This window comes from Pseudomonas sp. Pseusp15 (genome assembly GCF_059492165.1).
This window is the reverse complement of record NZ_CP168523.1, coordinates 2,714,257-2,731,629: the sequence shown is the minus strand read 5'-3', so window position 1 is coordinate 2,731,629 and position 17,373 is coordinate 2,714,257. Positions and strand designations below refer to the sequence as shown.

Sequence of the window (17,373 nt, the reverse complement as noted above, 5' to 3'; positions counted from 1 at the left end):
CATCATGTCAGGTGGATGTGGATGTGGATGTGGATGTGGCGGCGGTAACGGCGGCAGCGGTGGCTGCGGTTCTTCTAAAAATGCAGAGCTTTCGGTACCGGAAGTTGTCGACATCGCGCAGTTTGAAGCACTGCCGGTCGAGCCGGCGGCGGCCGAGGACGCCCCGGTGCAGTTGATCGCCAGCAGCGAACAGGAGTGGCCGATCATCAGCGTCAACGGGGTGTCGATCACGCCTGAGGCAATGGCCCAGGAGCTGCAATATCACCCGGCCGAAAGCCGTGAAGAGGCGGTCTATCTGGCCGCCAGGGCACTGGTGATCCGCGAATTGTTGCAGCAGCGCATTGCCGAACTCGGCCTGGCGCTGGAGATCGGCGCTGGTGAGAACGAAGAAGAAGCGGCCACGCGTTTGTTGCTCGAACGCGAGGTGCACGTGCCGCAGTGCGACGAGGAAACCAGCCTGCGCTACTACGAAAACAATCGCGGGCGCTTTCACAGCGCGCCGTTGCTGGCGGTGCGACACATCCTGCTCGAGTGCGCGCCGGATGATGTCGAGGCTCGCAGCCTTGCGCATGCTCAGGCCGAGATATTGCTGCAACGTCTGGAGGATTTCCCCGGCAGTTTCGCCGAGCTGGCGGTGAAATATTCGGCCTGCCCGTCGAAGGCTCAAGGCGGTTCTCTGGGGCAGATCAGCAAGGGCCAGACCGTGCCGGAACTGGAGCGTCAGCTGTTCACGCTAGCGCCCGGCCTGGCCAGCAAACCGCTGGAAAGTCGCTACGGCTGGCATGTGGTGAGTGTCGATCAGCGGATTGAAGGCATGCCGTTGCCTTATGAAGTGGTGTCGACGGCGATCCGCACGCAGTTGCAGCAGGGCGTCTGGCAAAAAGCGCTGGTGCAGTACCTGCAAACCCTGATCGGAGCGGCGGATATTCGTGGCATCCACTTGCAGGGCGCCGACTCACCGCTGGTGCAGTGAGCATCGAGACAAACCGGGAGATGTGATGAACGCTGTCATGCAGGATGGTTTTGGACGGCAGATCGATTATCTGCGGATGTCGGTGACGGACCGTTGTGATTTTCGCTGTGTGTATTGCATGGCGAAAAACATGACCTTCCTGCCGCGTCAGCAGGTCCTGACGCTGGAGGAATTGCAGCGCCTGGCAACGTTGTTCGTCGGGTTGGGCGTCCGCAAAATCCGTCTGACCGGCGGCGAACCGCTGATTCGTCCGGGCATTGTCGGACTGTGCCGCAACATCGCCGCATTGCCCGGTTTGCGCGAACTGGTGATGACCAGCAACGGCTCGCAGCTGGGCCGTCTGGCCCGGCCGTTGGCGGAGGCAGGCGTCAAGCGGATGAACATCAGCCTCGATAGCCTGGACGGGCAGAAGTTTCGCGCAATCACCCGCAACGGCGATCTCGATCAGGTGCTGGGTGGCATTGAAGCCGCGCGGGACGCAGGGTTTGAGCGGATCAAGCTCAACTGCGTGGTGATGAAGGGGCGCAACTTCGATGAAGTCCCGGCGTTGGTGCAGTACGCCATCGATCAGCGCATCGATATCAGTTTCATCGAAGAAATGCCGTTGGGCGATGTCGGCAGGTCACGGGGTGAATCGTTTTGTTCCAGCGATGAAGTGCGGGCATCGATCGCCGCTCAACATCGGTTGCTCGACAGTACGGAAAACAGCGGCGGACCGGCGCGCTATGTGCGTCTGGAACGCCATCCCGATACCCGGATCGGTTTCATTTCACCCAACAGCCATAACTTCTGCGGCACCTGCAACCGGGTGCGGATGACCGTTGAAGGGAAGCTTTTGCTCTGTCTGGGCCAGGACGACGCGTTGGATTTGCGTGGATTGCTGCGGCGTTATCCGCTGGACGACCAGCCGCTGATCAATGCGGTGCAAAAGGCTTTGCGCGGCAAGCCATTGCGCCACGACTTCAACCCCGAAGGGGAGGTGCAGATTGTGCGGTTCATGAACATGAGTGGCGGTTGAGCTGTTCTGTTAAGGAAAGAGTTTGCTAAACACAATACTTGTGGCGAGGGAGCTTGCTCCCGCTGGGTTGCGAAGCAACCCTAAATGAGGCACCACGATTATTCAGACAAATCGAGCTTGCAGGATTGCGACCGCTTCGCGGCCGAGCGGGAGCAAGCTCCCTCGCCACAGTGTTCACACCGATTTTCCCTTCACCGCCTTCGGGCGGTTTTTTTCACCGGCAAATCTTGATATCGATCAATTGCAGAACAGCACTTTGTCCGTAGTCTTCACTGCATGTTGTGTTTGTTTGTGTATGAACATCTATATGTAGTATCTGGAGGCCAAATGCAGAGCACGCTGATCTCAGTGGGATGTAACCGCTTGCACAAACGCGATGGCAGTCTGGTCGCCTTCGATGCCGACAAGATCCGCCAGGCATTGATCGCCGCCGGCAAGGCGACAGGGGAGTACACCGAGGTTGAGGTTGAAGGCTTGCTTCAGGCGGTACTCGCCCGACTGGAAGGGCTGCCAAGGTTGCACGTCGAGCAGATTCAGGATCGGGTCGAACGGGTATTGATGGATGCCGGTTACTTCTTCGCCATGCGCGCCTACATCGTCTACCGCGAACAGCACGGGCGTTTGCGTCGTGACCGCCGGACCATGGTCGAGGTGGCGACTTCTATGAATGAGTACCTGGACCGTGAAGACTGGCGGGTCCAGGCCAACGCCAATCAGGGCTACTCCCTGGGCGGGCTGGTGTTGAACGTGTCGGGCAAGGTCACCGCCAACTACTGGCTGGACGAGGTGTACAGCGAGGCCATCGGCCAGGCCCACCGCGAGGCGGATTTGCATGTGCACGACCTCGACATGCTCGCCGGTTACTGTGCCGGTTGGTCGCTGCGCACTCTGTTGCACGAGGGGCTCAACGGCGTGCCGGGGCGTGTCGAAGCGGGTCCGCCAAAGCACTTGAGCAGTGCCCTGGGGCAAATGGTGAACTTCCTCGGCACCCTGCAAAACGAATGGGCCGGCGCCCAGGCGTTCAGCTCGTTCGACACCTACCTGGCGCCTTACGTGCGCAAGGACCGGCTGAGTTACCAGGAGGTGCGCCAGGCGATCCAGGAGTTCATCTACAACCTCAATGTGCCGTCACGCTGGGGCACCCAGACGCCGTTCACCAACCTGACCTTCGACTGGGTTTGCCCGCAGGATTTGCGTGAGCAGATACCCGTCATCAACGGTGAGGAGATGCCGTTTGCCTATGGTGACCTGCAAGTCGAAATGGACCTGCTCAACCGCGCGTACATCGAGGTGATGCAGGCTGGCGACGCGAAAGGGCGAGTGTTCACCTTTCCGATCCCGACCTACAACATCACCCATGACTTTCCATGGGACAGTGAGAACGCCGACCGTCTGTTCGAGATGACGGCGCGTTACGGTTTGCCGTACTTCCAGAACTTCCTCAATTCGGACATGCAGCCCAATCAGGTGCGTTCGATGTGCTGCCGGTTGCAGCTCGATGTGCGCGAGTTGCTCAAGCGCGGCGGTGGCTTGTTCGGTTCGGCGGAACAGACCGGATCGCTCGGCGTGGTGACCATCAACTGTGCACGCCTGGGCTATGTGTTCAAGGGCAACACCAGTGGCTTGTTGCGACGCCTGGACACGCTGATGGAGCTGGCAATGGAGAGCCTGGAGGTCAAGCGCAAGGTCATTCAGCATCACATGGATGCCGGTTTGTACCCTTACACCAAGCGCTACCTGGGCACCTTGCGTAACCATTTTTCCACCATCGGCCTCAACGGCCTGCATGAAATGCTGCGCAATTTCACTGGCGACGAGGAGGGCATGCACACCGAACATGGCCGGCAGTTTGCCCTGAGTCTGCTGGACCATGTGCGCGCCACGTTGCTGCGTTTCCAGGAAGAAACCGGTCATCTCTACAACCTGGAAGCGACACCGGCGGAGGGCACCACCTACCGCTTCGCCAAGGAAGACCTCAAGCGCTACCCCGACATTCTCCAGGCGGGCAGTACGCAGGCGCCGTATTACACCAACTCCTCGCAACTGCCCGTGGGCTACACCGAAGACCCCTTCGAGGCCCTGGAACTTCAAGACGAACTGCAATGCAAATACACCGGCGGCACGGTCTTGCACCTGTACATGGCCGAGCGGATTTCCTCGGTGCAGGCCTGCAAGCAACTGGTGCGCAAGGCCCTTGGACGTTTCCGCCTGCCGTACCTGACCGTGACCCCGACGTTCTCCATCTGCCCGGTGCACGGCTACCTCGATGGCGAACATGAGTTCTGCCCCAAATGCGACGAGGCCCTGTTGCTACAAGAACAGAAGGCTGGCACCGTTCATTGATTTTGATCCACTCAACCGCAAGGAGCTTCACCATGACTGCATCGCAAACTCTGCCCCAGGCTCAACGCCAACGCTGCGAAATCTGGACCCGGGTGATGGGCTATCACCGTCCTGTGTCAGCGTTCAATCCAGGTAAACAGTCGGAGCACCGCGAGCGGCTGCACTTCACTGAAAGCGCGGCACTGGCCGGGCGCCAATGAGTCGAATGCTTCGGGTTGGGGGCATGGTGCCCCTGACCACTATCGACTATCCGGGACAGCTCGCCTGCGTGCTGTTTTGCCAGGGTTGCGCCTGGCGTTGTCGTTACTGTCATAACCCGCAGCTGATTCCGCCTCGTGGCAGTGAGGAAGTGGATTGGCGGCGGGTGTTGGCGTTTCTGCAACGTCGTCAGGACCTGCTCGATGCCGTGGTGTTCAGCGGCGGTGAGCCAACCTTGCAGGACGGCTTGCTCGGTGCCATGGATGAAGTGCGGGACATGGGCTTTCGCATCGGCTTGCACAGCGCCGGCATCAAGCCTGCCGCCTTCGCCAAGGCACTCACGGGCGCGGATTGGGTCGGTTTCGACGTCAAGGCGTTGCCCGAAGATTGCCTGGCCATTACCCGGGTCGAGGGCAGTGGAACGGCTAACTGGCGCAGCCTTGAGCATCTGCTGGCCAGTGGTGTGGACTACGAATGTCGCACCACCGTGCATTGGCATCTGTTCGAGCCGGCGCGTCTGCTGATTCTGGCAAAACGCTTGAGTGCGCTCGGCGTCAAACGCTTCGCCGTGCAACTGGTCCGCACTGAGCGGATGTTCGATCCGCTACTGCCAAGCATTTCGGCACAAGCCTTGTTGCCAGAGTTGTGGGAGGCCATGCGCGAGTTGTTCCCAGCCTTCGTGCTGCGGGGGTAACGGGGGCTGGGGAAACTCAAGCCCAGCCCCAGAACTGCAACCACCAGCCAAACCCGATCAGGCCGTTGGCGAGGAACAGGCAAACGCCACCCGACACGCGCCGAGGCAGGGGAATACCTTCGTGTTTCAGCCGTTTCCAACCCAGTAGCAGGCTCCACCCCATGGCGGCCAATAGCAGGCAGGCCCTGGCGGGTTGTACCCACTCCAGCAGCAGACCTTCATAACGCAGTAATTTGACGGTGGTGGCCGACAGCCCGAGAAACAGTCCGGCACCACCCACAGGCGTGAGTGTCAGCGCCAGGGGCCAATACAGTGCGCGATCTCGCGCCAGTCGGGCCGTCAGGCGCAGGAGCAGCATCAACGCCGTGCCGAGCATGATCGAACTCACACTCAAGTAAGCGACAATGCTGAAGCCGTCGAGCCAGCTGAAGCTGTCGTTGAGTTGCGGGTAATGGGTCAGCAACCACCAGGGGGCGTTGTCCCGTAAGGCCCAGAGCTGGTTGTGTTCCACCAGCCACTGGGCCAGGGTTTGTTTGAGGGCGATAAACCATGGGCTGACCGTCCACTGAAACGCGCCCATGGCCAAGCCGATCACGCCGAACAGCAGCAAGCGTGTATCCCAAGGGGACAGCGCCTGAGCGGTTGCGTGAAGAATCTCCTGATTGCTGGAGCGGGCGATCAGCTGCACGGCGCCGCGTTGCCCGCTGCAGCGTCCGCAGGCGTGGCAATCACTGGCGCCTTGCAGGCGACGGATATCGAGCAGGGGAGCGCAGTTGGGGGGCGGCAGGCGTGGCGCGGCATTCTCTATCCAGCGTTGCTCATCGACCTGAAAGTGCACGGGGGCCAGCCTTGCGAGCAGGGCGAAAACCCCGCTGACCGGGCACAGGTAACGGCACCAGACCCGCTTGCCCCGGGCGAACAACAACCCGACGATGACCGCTGCGACGGTCGAGCCACCCAGAATCAACAGTGCGGCCTGGGCGTAGTCATAGACGCTGATCAATTGGCCGTAGAGGGTCGTCAGGCAGAACGCCAATGTGGGCCAACCGCCCCAACGCAACCAACGCGGCACACCCAGGCCTTTGCCGTAATGACTGGCCCATTCGCTGAGCGAACCTTCCGGGCACAGAACGCCACACCAGAGTCGACCGAAGCACACCATCGACAGCAACACGAACGGCCACCAGATTCCCCAGAATAAAAACTGCGCGAGCAAGGTCAGGTTGTCGAGTATCCGTGCCTGGCTGTCCGGCAACGGCAACAGCGCCGGGGTCACCAACAGCACTGCGTAAAACACTACGACAGTCCACTGCAGCGCACGGATGACGGACGCATGGCGACGCATCCCGTCACCCAGGCGCTGGAGCCATCGATTGTGCCGGCTCAGGTCAGGCATGGGACTTTCTCCGCAGCCCGTTGGCGTAGCCAGGCGCTGACGACCAGCCAGTAACCGACCCACACCAGTAAGGTCATGCCGCTGGGCGTTGCGCGATAACCGACAAAACTGGCCAGAAAGCCACCCAATCCATGGCTGTCGCTCAGCCAAGCGCTGCTGTCCCAAAGCGATTCGCCTACGAGGCTGTAAACCACGTCCGGCACATCCAGGGCGAGCAGTTGGCCGCCGATTCGCTCGGTGCCGCTGACCAGCAACCCCGCGCCGAGCATGAGCAAGATGACTTCGCTGATGGCAAAGAATCGTTGCCATGAAATGAAGCGGCGACTGCTGTGCAGCAGCGTAATGGTCAGCGCGGACAGCACCAGCCCCAACACGCCGCCGACGGCAAACAAACCGAGCTGCGGACCCCGCAATCGGGCGCCGGCGCCATAGAGAAATACCACCGTTTCGCTGCCTTCACGGCTGATCGCGAGCATGGCCAGCAGTAGTAGACCTGCGCCTCCTTGGCGGGCCAGGTGGCTATCGGCGTGCCGTCGCAAATCGTGGTTGAGGGTGCGCCCGTGACGGTGCATCCAGCCGACCATTTGCACCATTAACAGGCTGGCAAACAGTGCGAGTGCGGCCTGGAACCATTCACTGGCCGACCCGCTCATGGCCTCACCGGCAAACAGAATCAACACCGCCAGCAGGCCCGAGAGCATCAACCCCAGCATCACACCCGCCCACAGGTATTTGACCAAGCGATGACGCTGGCCTTGTTGGCTGGCCCAGGCCTGGAGAATGCCGATCACCAGCAACGCCTCGACGCTTTCGCGCCAGACGATGAACATTGATTGATTCATGGAAGCTCCGTGCGCTAACAGGTTATTTCGCGAGGATGCCGCCCTCGGGCAATTGCGGATTGAACTCATCGAAAAAGGGATAGTGGCCGGGCCTGAGCGGGTGAATGACGACGAAGGTTGTCACGCCCGGCGACAGTACCTTTTCAACCCGCAACGGCGTGCTCTCGAACTCGGCCGGCCCCTGACCGCTATTTTTCAGGACGATCTTGAAGCGCTGTCCGGCCGGGACCTCAAGCAAGGCAGGGGAGAAGTGGCCATCGCGCAGGGTCAGCTCAAAGCTCGGCAACTCGGCATGGGCCGTCAACGGCGCAACTGTTGCGGCCACGATCAGCCAGGCAAGATGCAGGCGCTTCATTCAATAGCCGCCTTTTTTACCGATGCCGGCGTAGATGAACTCGTAGTGCAGTTCGCAGCGTTCGAACCAGGGCGCCACACCGGTTTCCTTATCGGTGTGACGCCCGAGGGAGCCGTGACCGGTGGGTGGTAGCACGGTGAACGTCAGCCGATATTTGCCCGGCCCCAGCAGCTTCACATTGTCGCCATAGTGCGGGCCGTCATTGGCGACCATGGCATGGAAGTCGCCCTTGATTTCGTCCGGGTTACCCGCTCTGCTCAAGTTGAACGAGACATTGAGGTAAGGCACGAAACTGCCTTCCTGAAAGCCCTGTCGATTGTCCGCGGTGGCCCGAATGTCGGCTTCCAGGTGAACATCAGAATCGACAGTAGCGCGCATCATGCCAGCCGGGGCCATTTCGATCGGTTGCAGATACACCGCCCCGACTTCCAGCCCCTGACACAGCTGTGGCTCCCCGATCGGGTATTCCTTTGCGTGAGCCAGCGGTACGAGCAAGAGCAGGGCGAGTGAGAGGTGGGTACGCATAATGTCTTCCTGAGCACTGACGAGTAGGAACCCGAGTCTAGGAAGCTTTGCTGCGAACAATAATGATTGTTATCAAGTTTTGATCAATTAAACCGTTAGAAGCTTAGCTCCAGGATCGCGATAGGGAGAGCAGTCGCTAGATGTCGATTCTTGATATCCATCAAGGATGGATTTGCACAATGGCTGTAGGTTGCAAGAACGTCTCTCAATGACCGGAGATCGAAATGGCCAAGAACTTCCCCGTCAACCCCAAGCACCCCGAGCGGATCTGTTGGGGGTGCGACCGGTATTGTCCGGCCAAGTCCCTGGCATGCGGCAATGGCTCCGACCGTACGATGCATCCGGCCGAGATGTTCGGAGAGGATTGGTATTTGTCTGGCGACTGGGGCATCGAGCCCCTCATCGTCACGGACAAGACAGCGGATGATGGCGTCTAGTGCATGCCAAAGCTCGCAGATTAAAAAATCAGGGAAATATCTGGATGCCTCTCCGGATATTTCCCTGTTGCTCAATGTTTGGAATTGCTATCGATAAACTTCTCGTAATACATCTGGAACTGCTCGATCTTCTGATCGTTGAACCAGGTTTTAATCGCGTCGACCATGGGCGGAGGACCGCACAGGTAGATGTCGAATGGGTTGGCGTCGAACGACTGACGGTCGAAGTGATCAGGAATCCACCCGGTTTTACCTTGCCAATCCACGGAGGGTTTCGAAACCACAAGGTGATAGTCGAAGTCGGCGATGCGGTCGCGATAATCAGCCAGGCGTTGAGTTTCGCACAGGTCATTGTCCTGCGTGACGCCATAGAACAGTTGGATCGGGTGCCCGCAGCCACCTTTTTCTGCAATGTTATCAAGCATCCCGAGGAAGGCCGACAGGCCGGTTCCTCCTGCCACCAGTACGAGAGGTTTGGTCACCTGACGTAGATAGAAGCTCCCTAATGGGGCCTCGAGCTCGAGTGTTTGACCGGGGCGGCAATGCTCACGGATGAAGTTGCTCATCACGCCATCAGGCAGGAGCCTGATGAGAAACTGCAATTGGTTGGTGGGGTTGGGGCGGTTGGCGAATGAGTAGGAGCGCCACTCACTGGTGCCCGGTACATGCAGTCGAGCGTATTGCCCCGGAAGAAAGTCCAATTGCTGCTGGTGGGCGCAAGCGTCCAGATGAAGGATCGCCGTGGTGGCCGACACCTGTTCTACACCGGTGATCACCGTTTGCAGTAACCGGGTTGCGCCAGCGTTGCACAAGCTCGAATCGAAGTCGAAATAGAACGACGCATCCGATTGCACGCGGGTCTGGCAAGAGAGCATTTTGCGTTGCGCCAGATCCTGCTCGGAAAGAGCCTCTTCATCGACGTAGTCTTGAGTGAATTGGCCTGATTCGCAGCGACCCTGGCAAGTGCCACAGACACCTTCGCGACAGTCCAGCGGGATGTTCACGCCATTGCGTAGCGCGGCGTCGAGCAGCAGTTCGTTGGGCTTGACCTCGAAGAACGAGGTCTTGCCATCTGCGAAGCTGAAAGCGACTTTATGGTTCATGACAGCGTGCCCCACAGTTCACAGGTGATAGAAATCAAGCACTGAGTTGATCGTGTCGTTGAGCAGCACGATGTGCTTGCGGGTGATCTTCCAGCTGTCGGCGTCCGCTTTGAGGTGGTAGGTCACATGGCCGTAGAACTGCTCGGACAGCCCTTGCCGGGTGTAGAGCGTGACCCAGGCGGCCTTGACTTCAAGCAAGCCGTTATCGATCTCCTTGATTCGCACATTGCTGATTTGATGCAAGGTGCGCGGCATCGGGTTTGAAGCCGCCGACTTGCCTGTGCGCAGACGAAATACCCGGTCTTCCAGACCGGAGCGGTTCGAGTAGTAAATCAGCGACATGCCGCGCTTGGGATCGGTGGTGTACACATGCTCCGACTCCCATTGCGGCAGGTGGAATTCGCTCTGTTCATCAAACAGGGCGATGTAGGCGTCCCAATCCTGCTGATCACACAGCTCGGCTTTGCGGTAGAGGAATTGTTCGACGGAATGTTGTAGTGCGCTCATTTCACACCTCCTTCAAGTTCAGGGCTTTTTGTGCCAGACCTTGCAGAAGGAAGCGCTGCCAGGATCCGTGCTGATTGATGTAGAGCCCCTCATGCGTGAACTCGGTGCCGGTCAGTACCGGGTTGATGCCCAGAACCTCGCTGTTCGGGGTGGGGCCTTCGACCCATTTCTCACTGCCGCGGGACACTTCGTTCCAGCGCTCGAGGCGGGCCTGGAATCCGCGTTGGGCTTCGCGAAACTCCACCAGGTCGTCGGGAGTGCCCATGCCTGAAACGTTGAAGAAGTCCTCGAACTGGCGGATCCGGTTTTCCCGATCTGCGTCGGACTCACCCTTGACGCCGATGCACTGGCTGGTGATCTCGGTCTTGTTCCAGGCCACTGGGCGCACGATACGCAGCTGCGAGCTGATCTGATCCATGAAGAACAGGCTTGGGTAGATGTTGAGATTGCGTAGACGATGCATCATCCACTCGGCTTGTTGCTGGCCGTATTCCTTCACCAGGCGCGGCATGACGCTGGCATACCCGGCGCGTACAGTCGGGTTGGGCATGTCGCTGAACAAGAGGCTGTGGCCATTCTTGAACGAGAACCAGCCGTCGTCGGTTTCGGCATCGCCGGCGCCCAACTTGCTGTAGTCCAGCGTGTCGGAACCACCGCCCTTGGCCGCATTGACTTGCTGGCGATGCTGCACCGTGGAGACGTAGTTGTAGTGCACGGTGCTGACGTGATAACCATCCAGGCCGTTTTCGTGCTGCAGTTTCCAGTTGCCGTCATAGCTATAGGTCGACTTGCCGGGCAGTACTTCCAGTTCGCCAGTCGGAGACTGCGCGACCATCATGTCGAAGAACACTTTGGCATCGCCGAGGTAGTCTTCCAGCGAGTCGCTGCCATTGACGTCCAGGCTGATAAAGACGAAGCCCTTGTAGCTCTCGATCCGGGCCTTCTTCAGGCCGCGGGTTGCTTTGTCGAAACCTTCCGGGTATTCCCCCGGAGCCTTGACCTTGACCAGGCGGCCATCACTTTTGTAACACCAGGCGTGGAACGGACAGGTGAAGGTAGATTGGTTACCTTTGCTGACGCGAGTCAGGGTCGCGCCCCGGTGCTGGCAAGCGTTGATCAGCGCGTGGAGCTGATTGCTTCCATCGCGGGTGATGATCATCGGCTGACGACCGGCGCGCATCGTCAGGAAATCATTGGGATTGGCGATTTCACTCTCGTGGCAGGCGTAGATCCAGTTCTTCTCGAAGATCAGTTCCATCTCCAGGTCGAACAGTTCCGGCTCTGTGAACATGTCGCGGGCGACGCGGTAAATACCTTCGGCCGGCCGAAAATCCAGGCAACCCTGAATGTAATCTTGCCACTGCGCAATGCTTCTAGAGCTGTTCATCAGGTACACCCTTTTTGTAGTTTTAGGCACGACCTGATTGAAAGCCTTTCTGTGCGGTGCATCTATCCGGATTCGAGGCGATATCTATCCGTTTCTGAGGGGGTAGGGCGCTTTTCGTGAGGCCTGTCAGGCGCGGTTGCTTTATGCGCTTTTCATTTCATATCCCTGGCCTGCACCCACAGCACCGCGTCTTGCGACAAGGGTTTGCCCTTGTGGGTTTTCGTTGTACCGATGTCGAGCGCTGCAATACCCCACCAGCCGGCCCGGGGCAGGCCGATGGTCACGATGCCCTGGGCGTCCGTGTAGGAGCTCAGGGATTTGAATGAAGCTTGAGGTGCCGTTACATAGTCTTGCTGGCCGAAGGCGTTTTTCTCGATATCGACGGAATGGTTGATGTATTCGATTTCGATTTCGGCGAACGGAACGGGCTTGCCATCGGCCAGCACCAAGGCGCGGAACACTCCGCCTGTCCAGTTTGCATAAGGCTTGTTCAGTGGCTGGATCTCAACCGGCAACCCTTGTGGTTCTGCCCAGTTGCCGGGTACTCCGCCCACGTTCACGATCAGCTTGGTGAACTGTTGGATGTAGACGTCTTCCTCGGTTTCCAGGTAGGGCTCGGGCTCGAGTACGAAGATATGGTCACCCAGTGAGCGAACCAACTCCCGCGGAATCGACGCACGATAGGCAGTCGTTTGGTTATCGCGACTCTGCCACTGGACAGGGCGCAAGTATTGGCGCAGATCGATTTTTTCCCCGCCGTGCGAGCTGATGTGGCTAAAGGCGCGGGGTTCATCCATGGTCATGGTGGGGCCGCCGGAGAAGGGATGCGTGAACACCAGCGCGAACTCCAGTTTATCCGCACGCGGCAGCGCCGTTTCCTCGACGTAGAGCATCTGGAAATGGGCCTGTGCAGCGCCTGTCAGGCAACCTAATGTAACGGCGGCAAGTGCCTGGAGCAGTCGTCGTTTGATCGGCATGGTCGATTTCACCTTGAAATGTCGGATGATTGAATCGTGGCTTGATGGTTGTCTCCGCCCATGAACACAACGGAGTATTTCCCGGCTGGGGGTTGGAATGCGTAGGTGTTGTCGGTGCCGACGTTTCCTTCGAGCAACACCTTGTTGCTAGTGTCCTGGACATGGACTTTTCTGCCAGCGGCGGAGCTGCCGTCGGTGTAACCCGCCTCGCACTTCACCAGATCATCGCTCTCGATGTAGCAGTCGAAGACGGGGCCATGAGCGAAGGCTGCCTGGCAGAACACCAGGGCGCCGGCGATCAGTATCCGATGTGCTGAGCCTAGGGGTTTCATAAGGTCTTCGATCTCCACGGTCGAGGTTGATCATTGGAGCGGCGATTTGTGGTCGCCGCTCGTATTGGGGCCAGGTGGCGCGAAGGCCGTCAGTAAGGAATCCAGGTTCGAACTCAGGAGTGCTTCGTACCCGTCGGCCGCGTCGGCGAGCATTCCCGGGTTGCCGGCGTCCAGTATCAACAACCGTGCGCCGCCGTCCTCGATGGCCTTGGCAATCCTGGCGTCCGGTGCCCACTTGTGGACCACCACGTGGATGTCACGCTCGCGCAGGTATCGGGTCAGTGCGGTGCAGTCGGCGTCGCTCCAGTCGATGTCCTGTCGGACGAACCAGCCGTCGACAAAAATCCCGAACTCGCCGAACAGGTAGGTGAACTCACTGGCCAGCGACAGCACGCGCAGATCCGGCACTGCCAGCAGCCGGGCACCGTAGTTGGCCTTGAGCTGGCGCAATCGGCCTTCGAGTGCGGCGAGGTTGCGCTCTATCCGAGGCGCATCGGGGGGAGACAGGCGTGCCAGGTCGGTAGCGATAATCGCCGACATGCGCATGGCGTTGACGGGGCCGAGCCAGGCGTACGGCGACAGTCCGCCATCGACGTCGCGTTCGGTTACCCAGGGAACGTCGTTCGATGGCACGCGGGCCACGGCCACTCCGGGCTTGACGGTGTCCCATGAGTGCGAGGCATCGATCTCGACGATTCGCAGATTGTGGCGACGTGCCGTGGTGTAAAGCGGATCCGCGCGCCAGAGGTTGCCCAGGGTAACTACGGCGGTGGCCTGCTGGAACACGGCGGGCTCCAGGCGCGACAGCGCGTTGGCCTGGCTTTCCATGGGCACGGCAGAGTCTGCCGGAAGGCGGACGATCTTGAGGGTTGTGCCGTCGCTGAGCGTCGAGGTGAGCGCATACACCGCCGGCAGTGCGACAAGCACCTGCTGCCTGCCGGTATCCGCGAAGGCAGAAAGCGGATTGCCCAGCAGCAGTACCAGCATCGCTAGCCAGGGTCGACGTGACATGCAAAGCCATTTCATACGCTGGCACCTCTGAACCGGGCCCCGGTAGCGCGGATGACGGTGGTGACGACGAACACCAGGGCGGCGACGATCACGATTGCGCCGCCTGTCGGTACGGGAATGTGAAATTGCATGGGTGCCAGGATGCCGACCACGCAGGAAAAAGTCGCGATCAGGATGGCGCGCACGACCAGCCCTGGGAGCGAATGGCTGATGTTGCGTGCTGCCGCGGCCGGTATGAGCAGAAGGGCTTCGACGAGTACTGCGCCGATGATTTTCAGGCAGGCTACCGTCACCAGGGTGACCAGTACGACAAACAGGTACTCGACGCTTCGCACGCGCACGCCGCGAGCATGTGCCAGGCTCGGATTGAGGCTGGCCAACAGCATGCCGTTGTACATCGGCAGTCCGAGCAGAGCACACGTCGCCGTTACCACAAGCAGCACGTTCATGTCGGTGTAGTCGACCGCCAGGATGGAACCGAACAGCACGCTTTCCATTACGTGCGTGTTGATCTTCGCCGACACGAACAGCAGCAACGAGGCCCCGACCGCCAGCGAGATGGACAAGAACACGCCGATCAGTGTGTCATTGGCCAGCGTGGTGCGGTGCTGCGTGTACTTCAGCGTCAGGGCGAACAGCAGGCAGAAGCCGAACATTGAGAAGTAGGGGGAGGTGTAGGACTCGCCGATCAGCACGCCAATGGCAACGCCGGTCATCGCCGCATTACCGACGGCCTGACTGAAGAACGCCATGCGCTTGATCATCACCATCGAGCCCAGCACGCCCAGTAGCGGTCCGATGAGCACTGCACAGAGCAGCGCATTGATCACGAACTCGTACTCGAACGGTTGCGGCAGGATGCCACTCGCGGCAAGCGCCTGGAGCTGGTTGCGAATCAATTCGTACAGGGCACTCATTGGGTAGCCTCCAGAGGGTAGGCGACCTGGTCGGGCGAACCATGGAACAGCCCCCGCCGGTTGATAACGGTCACCGATTGCGCGATGCGCCTGACTTGTTCCAGGTCATGGTTGATCCAGAGGATGGTGACGCCGCGGCCGTTCAGCTCGGCCACCAGCGCCTCCACCAGTCGCACACCCGGTTCGTCGATGCCGGCGGTCGGTTCGTCAAGGATCAGTAGCCAGGGCGCCGGGCTGATCGCCTGGGCCAGCAGCACTCGCTGACGCTGGCCACCGGATAGGCTGCCAAAAGGTTTTGCGCCCATTCCGGCCACGCCGGTGCGCTCCAGTGCTTGGGCATTGGCCGCCTTGGCAGATCGGCTTGAGCCCAGGAAGGCCGGCCTGCGTTGACCGAGAAGGGCCATGATGTCGTTGACCGTCATCGGCACGTTGCGGTCGAAGTCCGGCAATTGCGGGACATACCCCATGGGTGTCGTGACCTCGCCTTCGAACCGGACCGTCCCCGAATGCGGCATCTGGCCCAGCAGCGCACGCACCAGTGAAGTCTTGCCGCCGCCGTTCGGGCCTACCAGGCAGTGCAGCGCACCGGCTTCTACCCGGAAGCTCACTTTGTCGAGCACTTGCGTACCTCCCAATTGCAGGGAGACGTCATCGAACACTATGGCGGGGCCGCGCATCGCTTGTTCCTCTTTCATCGCGTTCATCGCTGCGTAAACTCAACGGCTTCGGCCAAGGTCTCGAGGTTTTCACGCATCGCCACCTCGAATTCGTCCGGGCTGTAGGTATTACCGGTGATGTGAGACAGCGCGAACACCTTCACGCCGGTGGCTGCCTCGATAGGCTTGGCCAGGTCGAGGGAGAAATTCTTCTCGGCAAAAAGCACACGCACATTGGCCTTCTTGATCGCGTCGATGGTGTTGGCCAACTGGCGCGCAGTCGGCGCGACGCCGTGACGCGGCTCGATCACCGCACTCACGAACAGGCCGAACTCTTGCATCATGTAGTCGTATCCAGCGTGCGTTGTCGCGCACCGGAAGGAAGACAAATCCAGCGCGGCGAAACGGGTCATGAAGCCGGCCCTTAGCGCCCGGATACGCGCGGCATACGCCAGGGCGTTTTGTCGATACGCCGCAGCGTTGTCCGGGTCCAGTTCCCCCAACCGGCGAGTGATCTCGAAGACCTGTTGTATCGCTGCCGTGGTGGATACGAAGGTATGCGGATTGACCACCTTGACGCCGTCCTGGCCGCCGCCGATTGGAATGAGCGCAACCGAGGCATTGGCCTGGATGATCGGCAGGGTCGCCCCGCGGCCAGCGGCCTTGATGATCTGGAAGGCCCATTCATCGTGTCCGATGCCGTTGACGACCAGAACATCGATATTCATCGCGCGGGTGATGTCATCGGGCTGCGGCTGGTAGTTGTGCGGATTCGCTTCCGCCGGGATGAGCGCAACGACTTCCGCCCGATCTCCAACGATATTTGCCACGAAGCTGTAGTAGGGATGCAGTGTGACGCCGATCTTGAGCTTCTTGCCCGAAGAGGGAGCCGGGCTGGCGAGTGCGATGGCGGGTATCAGCAGCAATAGCGCGATGCATCGGCGCCACAGTGCGCGGTGTTTCGTAGAAACGGTCATGGCTGGGTTCCTTTTACGCGTTCGACTTCGCTGGCACCGTTGTAAGGGATGACCTGGCGCCAGCCATCGCCGACCAGCGATTCGGGCTTGACGATGCCAGGGTAGGGCGCGTTCGGGTCGCGGTGGACCCAGATCGTCGCCTGGTTGGCCCACATGACACCGGCATGCGCGTGACCGATGACGAGCAGGTAGGCGCTCTGGCCCGGCGCGCGGCCGCCCGAGCCGTAATAGACCGTAGCGCCCTGGCCCTGGGTGGCTTGCGACACCTTGTTGGCGGTCTGGTCCGGCGGGGTGACAGGCGCATCGGCGTGCACGTCGCCGGAAGCGGCATGCGGCAGGTGAGTGCCAGGCAGAATCAATTGCCACTGCACCTCGCCATTGGTCTTCCAGAAGGCGTCACGGTAGAAGGGCGGCAGCAAGATTTTCTGCGCACGCTCCAGCGTGATCCAGCCGCCGGTATCGTTGTTGAACCAGATGATTTCTTCACCGGCCGGCAGCAGAGCGCTGTGAATCGCCTGATCGACCGCACCCAGGCCATCGAAGGAACGCACCTGCCAGCTCAAGGTTATCGGTGGGCCGACTTTCTGGGGGCGCAGCGTTATATAGCCTGCCACGCTGGCGATGACTGCCAGGGCCGCAAGCAACAGCGCCAGCGATTCCCATCGGCCGGATACCGGGCGCACCACCTTGATTGCGCTGTTTGCGTGATCGCTGGGCATATCTGC

At 60.0% G+C, this 17,373-nt stretch carries 20 protein-coding genes; 6 read left to right on the top strand and 14 right to left on the bottom strand.

Annotation, left to right across the window (positions count from 1 at the left end; genetic code table 11):
• Positions 1-4: 4 nt before the first annotated feature.
• From ACEN8R_RS12145 to ACEN8R_RS12125, 5 genes are all read left to right on the top strand, one after another.
• On the top strand, positions 5-973 hold the full coding sequence (locus ACEN8R_RS12145) for a peptidylprolyl isomerase (protein WP_495624909.1): 969 nt from the start codon (positions 5-7) through the stop codon (positions 971-973).
• Positions 974-998: 25 nt separating this feature from the next.
• Positions 999-1,991 (top strand): GTP 3',8-cyclase MoaA, encoded by a 993-nt coding sequence (gene moaA, locus ACEN8R_RS12140; RefSeq protein WP_495624908.1) that lies wholly within the window; start codon positions 999-1,001, stop codon positions 1,989-1,991.
• Positions 1,992-2,318: 327 nt separating this feature from the next.
• Positions 2,319-4,334, top strand: coding sequence for a ribonucleoside triphosphate reductase (locus ACEN8R_RS12135; RefSeq protein ID WP_495624907.1), 2,016 nt, complete (start codon positions 2,319-2,321; stop codon positions 4,332-4,334).
• Positions 4,335-4,366: 32 nt separating this feature from the next.
• Entirely contained in the window at positions 4,367-4,534 is a 168-nt protein-coding gene (nrdD, locus tag ACEN8R_RS12130) for an anaerobic ribonucleoside-triphosphate reductase (RefSeq protein ID WP_111454549.1), read from the top strand.
• The gene (locus ACEN8R_RS12125; RefSeq protein ID WP_305409206.1) at positions 4,531-5,226 is read left to right on the top strand and encodes an anaerobic ribonucleoside-triphosphate reductase activating protein; all 696 of its coding nucleotides are present in this window, start codon (positions 4,531-4,533) and stop codon (positions 5,224-5,226) included. Before nrdD ends, ACEN8R_RS12125 begins: the two co-directional genes overlap by 4 nt.
• Before the next feature lie 16 nt (positions 5,227-5,242).
• On the opposite strand, the gene ACEN8R_RS12120 is transcribed toward ACEN8R_RS12125, so the two are convergent.
• From ACEN8R_RS12120 to ACEN8R_RS12105, 4 genes are read right to left on the bottom strand one after another with little or no spacing between them, the layout of a single operon-like run.
• Entirely contained in the window at positions 5,243-6,622 is a 1,380-nt protein-coding gene (locus ACEN8R_RS12120) for a 4Fe-4S binding protein (RefSeq protein WP_495624906.1), read from the bottom strand.
• Positions 6,610-7,464, bottom strand: coding sequence for an FTR1 family iron permease (locus ACEN8R_RS12115; protein ID WP_028940861.1), 855 nt, complete (start codon positions 7,462-7,464; stop codon positions 6,610-6,612). The genes ACEN8R_RS12120 and ACEN8R_RS12115 overlap by 13 nt, the downstream gene beginning before the upstream one ends.
• Positions 7,465-7,486: 22 nt before the next feature.
• On the bottom strand, positions 7,487-7,819 hold the full coding sequence (locus ACEN8R_RS12110; RefSeq protein ID WP_018927821.1) for a cupredoxin domain-containing protein: 333 nt from the start codon (positions 7,817-7,819) through the stop codon (positions 7,487-7,489).
• Entirely contained in the window at positions 7,820-8,344 is a 525-nt protein-coding gene (locus ACEN8R_RS12105) for an iron transporter (RefSeq protein WP_018927822.1), read from the bottom strand. It lies immediately after the preceding gene.
• A 224-nt stretch (positions 8,345-8,568) separates the two neighbouring features.
• Between ACEN8R_RS12105 and ACEN8R_RS12100 the strand changes: the two genes are divergently transcribed.
• On the top strand, positions 8,569-8,781 hold the full coding sequence (locus ACEN8R_RS12100) for a DUF3079 domain-containing protein (protein WP_018927823.1): 213 nt from the start codon (positions 8,569-8,571) through the stop codon (positions 8,779-8,781).
• A 71-nt stretch (positions 8,782-8,852) separates the two neighbouring features.
• On the opposite strand, the gene antC is transcribed toward ACEN8R_RS12100, so the two are convergent.
• The 10 genes from antC to ACEN8R_RS12050 form a co-directional block, all read right to left on the bottom strand.
• Complete coding sequence (gene antC, locus ACEN8R_RS12095; RefSeq protein ID WP_349746803.1) at positions 8,853-9,884, bottom strand: anthranilate 1,2-dioxygenase electron transfer component AntC; 1,032 nt, start codon at positions 9,882-9,884, stop codon at positions 8,853-8,855.
• 18 nt (positions 9,885-9,902) lie between these two features.
• On the bottom strand, positions 9,903-10,391 hold the full coding sequence (gene antB, locus ACEN8R_RS12090) for an anthranilate 1,2-dioxygenase small subunit (protein WP_018927825.1): 489 nt from the start codon (positions 10,389-10,391) through the stop codon (positions 9,903-9,905).
• 1 nt (position 10,392) lies between these two features.
• Positions 10,393-11,778 carry an anthranilate 1,2-dioxygenase large subunit gene (gene antA / locus ACEN8R_RS12085; RefSeq protein WP_495624905.1) on the bottom strand — a complete coding sequence of 462 codons (1,386 nt, stop codon included), beginning with the start codon at positions 11,776-11,778 and terminating at the stop codon, positions 10,393-10,395.
• A 152-nt stretch (positions 11,779-11,930) separates the two neighbouring features.
• The gene (locus ACEN8R_RS12080) at positions 11,931-12,755 is read right to left on the bottom strand and encodes a DUF4198 domain-containing protein (protein ID WP_019649044.1); all 825 of its coding nucleotides are present in this window, start codon (positions 12,753-12,755) and stop codon (positions 11,931-11,933) included.
• Between the two features lie 8 nt (positions 12,756-12,763).
• Positions 12,764-13,105, bottom strand: coding sequence for a hypothetical protein (locus tag ACEN8R_RS12075; protein WP_019578571.1), 342 nt, complete (start codon positions 13,103-13,105; stop codon positions 12,764-12,766).
• Between the two features lie 12 nt (positions 13,106-13,117).
• Positions 13,118-14,074, bottom strand: coding sequence for a metal ABC transporter solute-binding protein, Zn/Mn family (locus ACEN8R_RS12070; protein ID WP_495624904.1), 957 nt, complete (start codon positions 14,072-14,074; stop codon positions 13,118-13,120).
• 35 nt (positions 14,075-14,109) lie between these two features.
• On the bottom strand, positions 14,110-15,015 hold the full coding sequence (locus ACEN8R_RS12065; protein WP_018927830.1) for a metal ABC transporter permease: 906 nt from the start codon (positions 15,013-15,015) through the stop codon (positions 14,110-14,112).
• Positions 15,012-15,719, bottom strand: coding sequence for a metal ABC transporter ATP-binding protein (locus ACEN8R_RS12060; RefSeq protein ID WP_495624903.1), 708 nt, complete (start codon positions 15,717-15,719; stop codon positions 15,012-15,014). The genes ACEN8R_RS12065 and ACEN8R_RS12060 overlap by 4 nt, the downstream gene beginning before the upstream one ends.
• Positions 15,716-16,648 carry a metal ABC transporter solute-binding protein, Zn/Mn family gene (locus ACEN8R_RS12055; protein ID WP_018927832.1) on the bottom strand — a complete coding sequence of 311 codons (933 nt, stop codon included), beginning with the start codon at positions 16,646-16,648 and terminating at the stop codon, positions 15,716-15,718. The genes ACEN8R_RS12060 and ACEN8R_RS12055 overlap by 4 nt, the downstream gene beginning before the upstream one ends.
• Positions 16,645-17,367, bottom strand: a complete 723-nt coding sequence (locus ACEN8R_RS12050; RefSeq protein ID WP_018927833.1) for a DUF6162 family protein — start codon at positions 17,365-17,367, stop codon at positions 16,645-16,647. The genes ACEN8R_RS12055 and ACEN8R_RS12050 overlap by 4 nt, the downstream gene beginning before the upstream one ends.
• Between the last annotated feature and the right edge of the window lie 6 nt (positions 17,368-17,373).

Bases quoted from the DNA above. Each gene is read 5' to 3' on its own strand.
- ACEN8R_RS12145 (WP_495624909.1), top strand. From the start codon at position 5: ATGTCAGGTGGATGTGGATGTGGATGTGGATGTGGCGGCGGTAACGGC.
- moaA (WP_495624908.1), top strand. From the start codon at position 999: ATGAACGCTGTCATGCAGGATGGTTTTGGACGGCAGATCGATTATCTG.
- ACEN8R_RS12135 (WP_495624907.1), top strand. From the start codon at position 2,319: ATGCAGAGCACGCTGATCTCAGTGGGATGTAACCGCTTGCACAAACGC.
- nrdD (WP_111454549.1), top strand. From the start codon at position 4,367: ATGACTGCATCGCAAACTCTGCCCCAGGCTCAACGCCAACGCTGCGAA.
- ACEN8R_RS12125 (WP_305409206.1), top strand. From the start codon at position 4,531: ATGAGTCGAATGCTTCGGGTTGGGGGCATGGTGCCCCTGACCACTATC.
- ACEN8R_RS12120 (WP_495624906.1), bottom strand. From the start codon at position 6,622: ATGCCTGACCTGAGCCGGCACAATCGATGGCTCCAGCGCCTGGGTGAC.
- ACEN8R_RS12115 (WP_028940861.1), bottom strand. From the start codon at position 7,464: ATGAATCAATCAATGTTCATCGTCTGGCGCGAAAGCGTCGAGGCGTTG.
- ACEN8R_RS12110 (WP_018927821.1), bottom strand. From the start codon at position 7,819: ATGAAGCGCCTGCATCTTGCCTGGCTGATCGTGGCCGCAACAGTTGCG.
- ACEN8R_RS12105 (WP_018927822.1), bottom strand. From the start codon at position 8,344: ATGCGTACCCACCTCTCACTCGCCCTGCTCTTGCTCGTACCGCTGGCT.
- ACEN8R_RS12100 (WP_018927823.1), top strand. From the start codon at position 8,569: ATGGCCAAGAACTTCCCCGTCAACCCCAAGCACCCCGAGCGGATCTGT.
- antC (WP_349746803.1), bottom strand. From the start codon at position 9,884: ATGAACCATAAAGTCGCTTTCAGCTTCGCAGATGGCAAGACCTCGTTC.
- antB (WP_018927825.1), bottom strand. From the start codon at position 10,391: ATGAGCGCACTACAACATTCCGTCGAACAATTCCTCTACCGCAAAGCC.
- antA (WP_495624905.1), bottom strand. From the start codon at position 11,778: ATGAACAGCTCTAGAAGCATTGCGCAGTGGCAAGATTACATTCAGGGT.
- ACEN8R_RS12080 (WP_019649044.1), bottom strand. From the start codon at position 12,755: ATGCCGATCAAACGACGACTGCTCCAGGCACTTGCCGCCGTTACATTA.
- ACEN8R_RS12070 (WP_495624904.1), bottom strand. From the start codon at position 14,074: ATGCTGGTACTGCTGCTGGGCAATCCGCTTTCTGCCTTCGCGGATACC.
- ACEN8R_RS12065 (WP_018927830.1), bottom strand. From the start codon at position 15,015: ATGAGTGCCCTGTACGAATTGATTCGCAACCAGCTCCAGGCGCTTGCC.
- ACEN8R_RS12060 (WP_495624903.1), bottom strand. From the start codon at position 15,719: ATGAACGCGATGAAAGAGGAACAAGCGATGCGCGGCCCCGCCATAGTG.
- ACEN8R_RS12055 (WP_018927832.1), bottom strand. From the start codon at position 16,648: ATGACCGTTTCTACGAAACACCGCGCACTGTGGCGCCGATGCATCGCG.
- ACEN8R_RS12050 (WP_018927833.1), bottom strand. From the start codon at position 17,367: ATGCCCAGCGATCACGCAAACAGCGCAATCAAGGTGGTGCGCCCGGTA.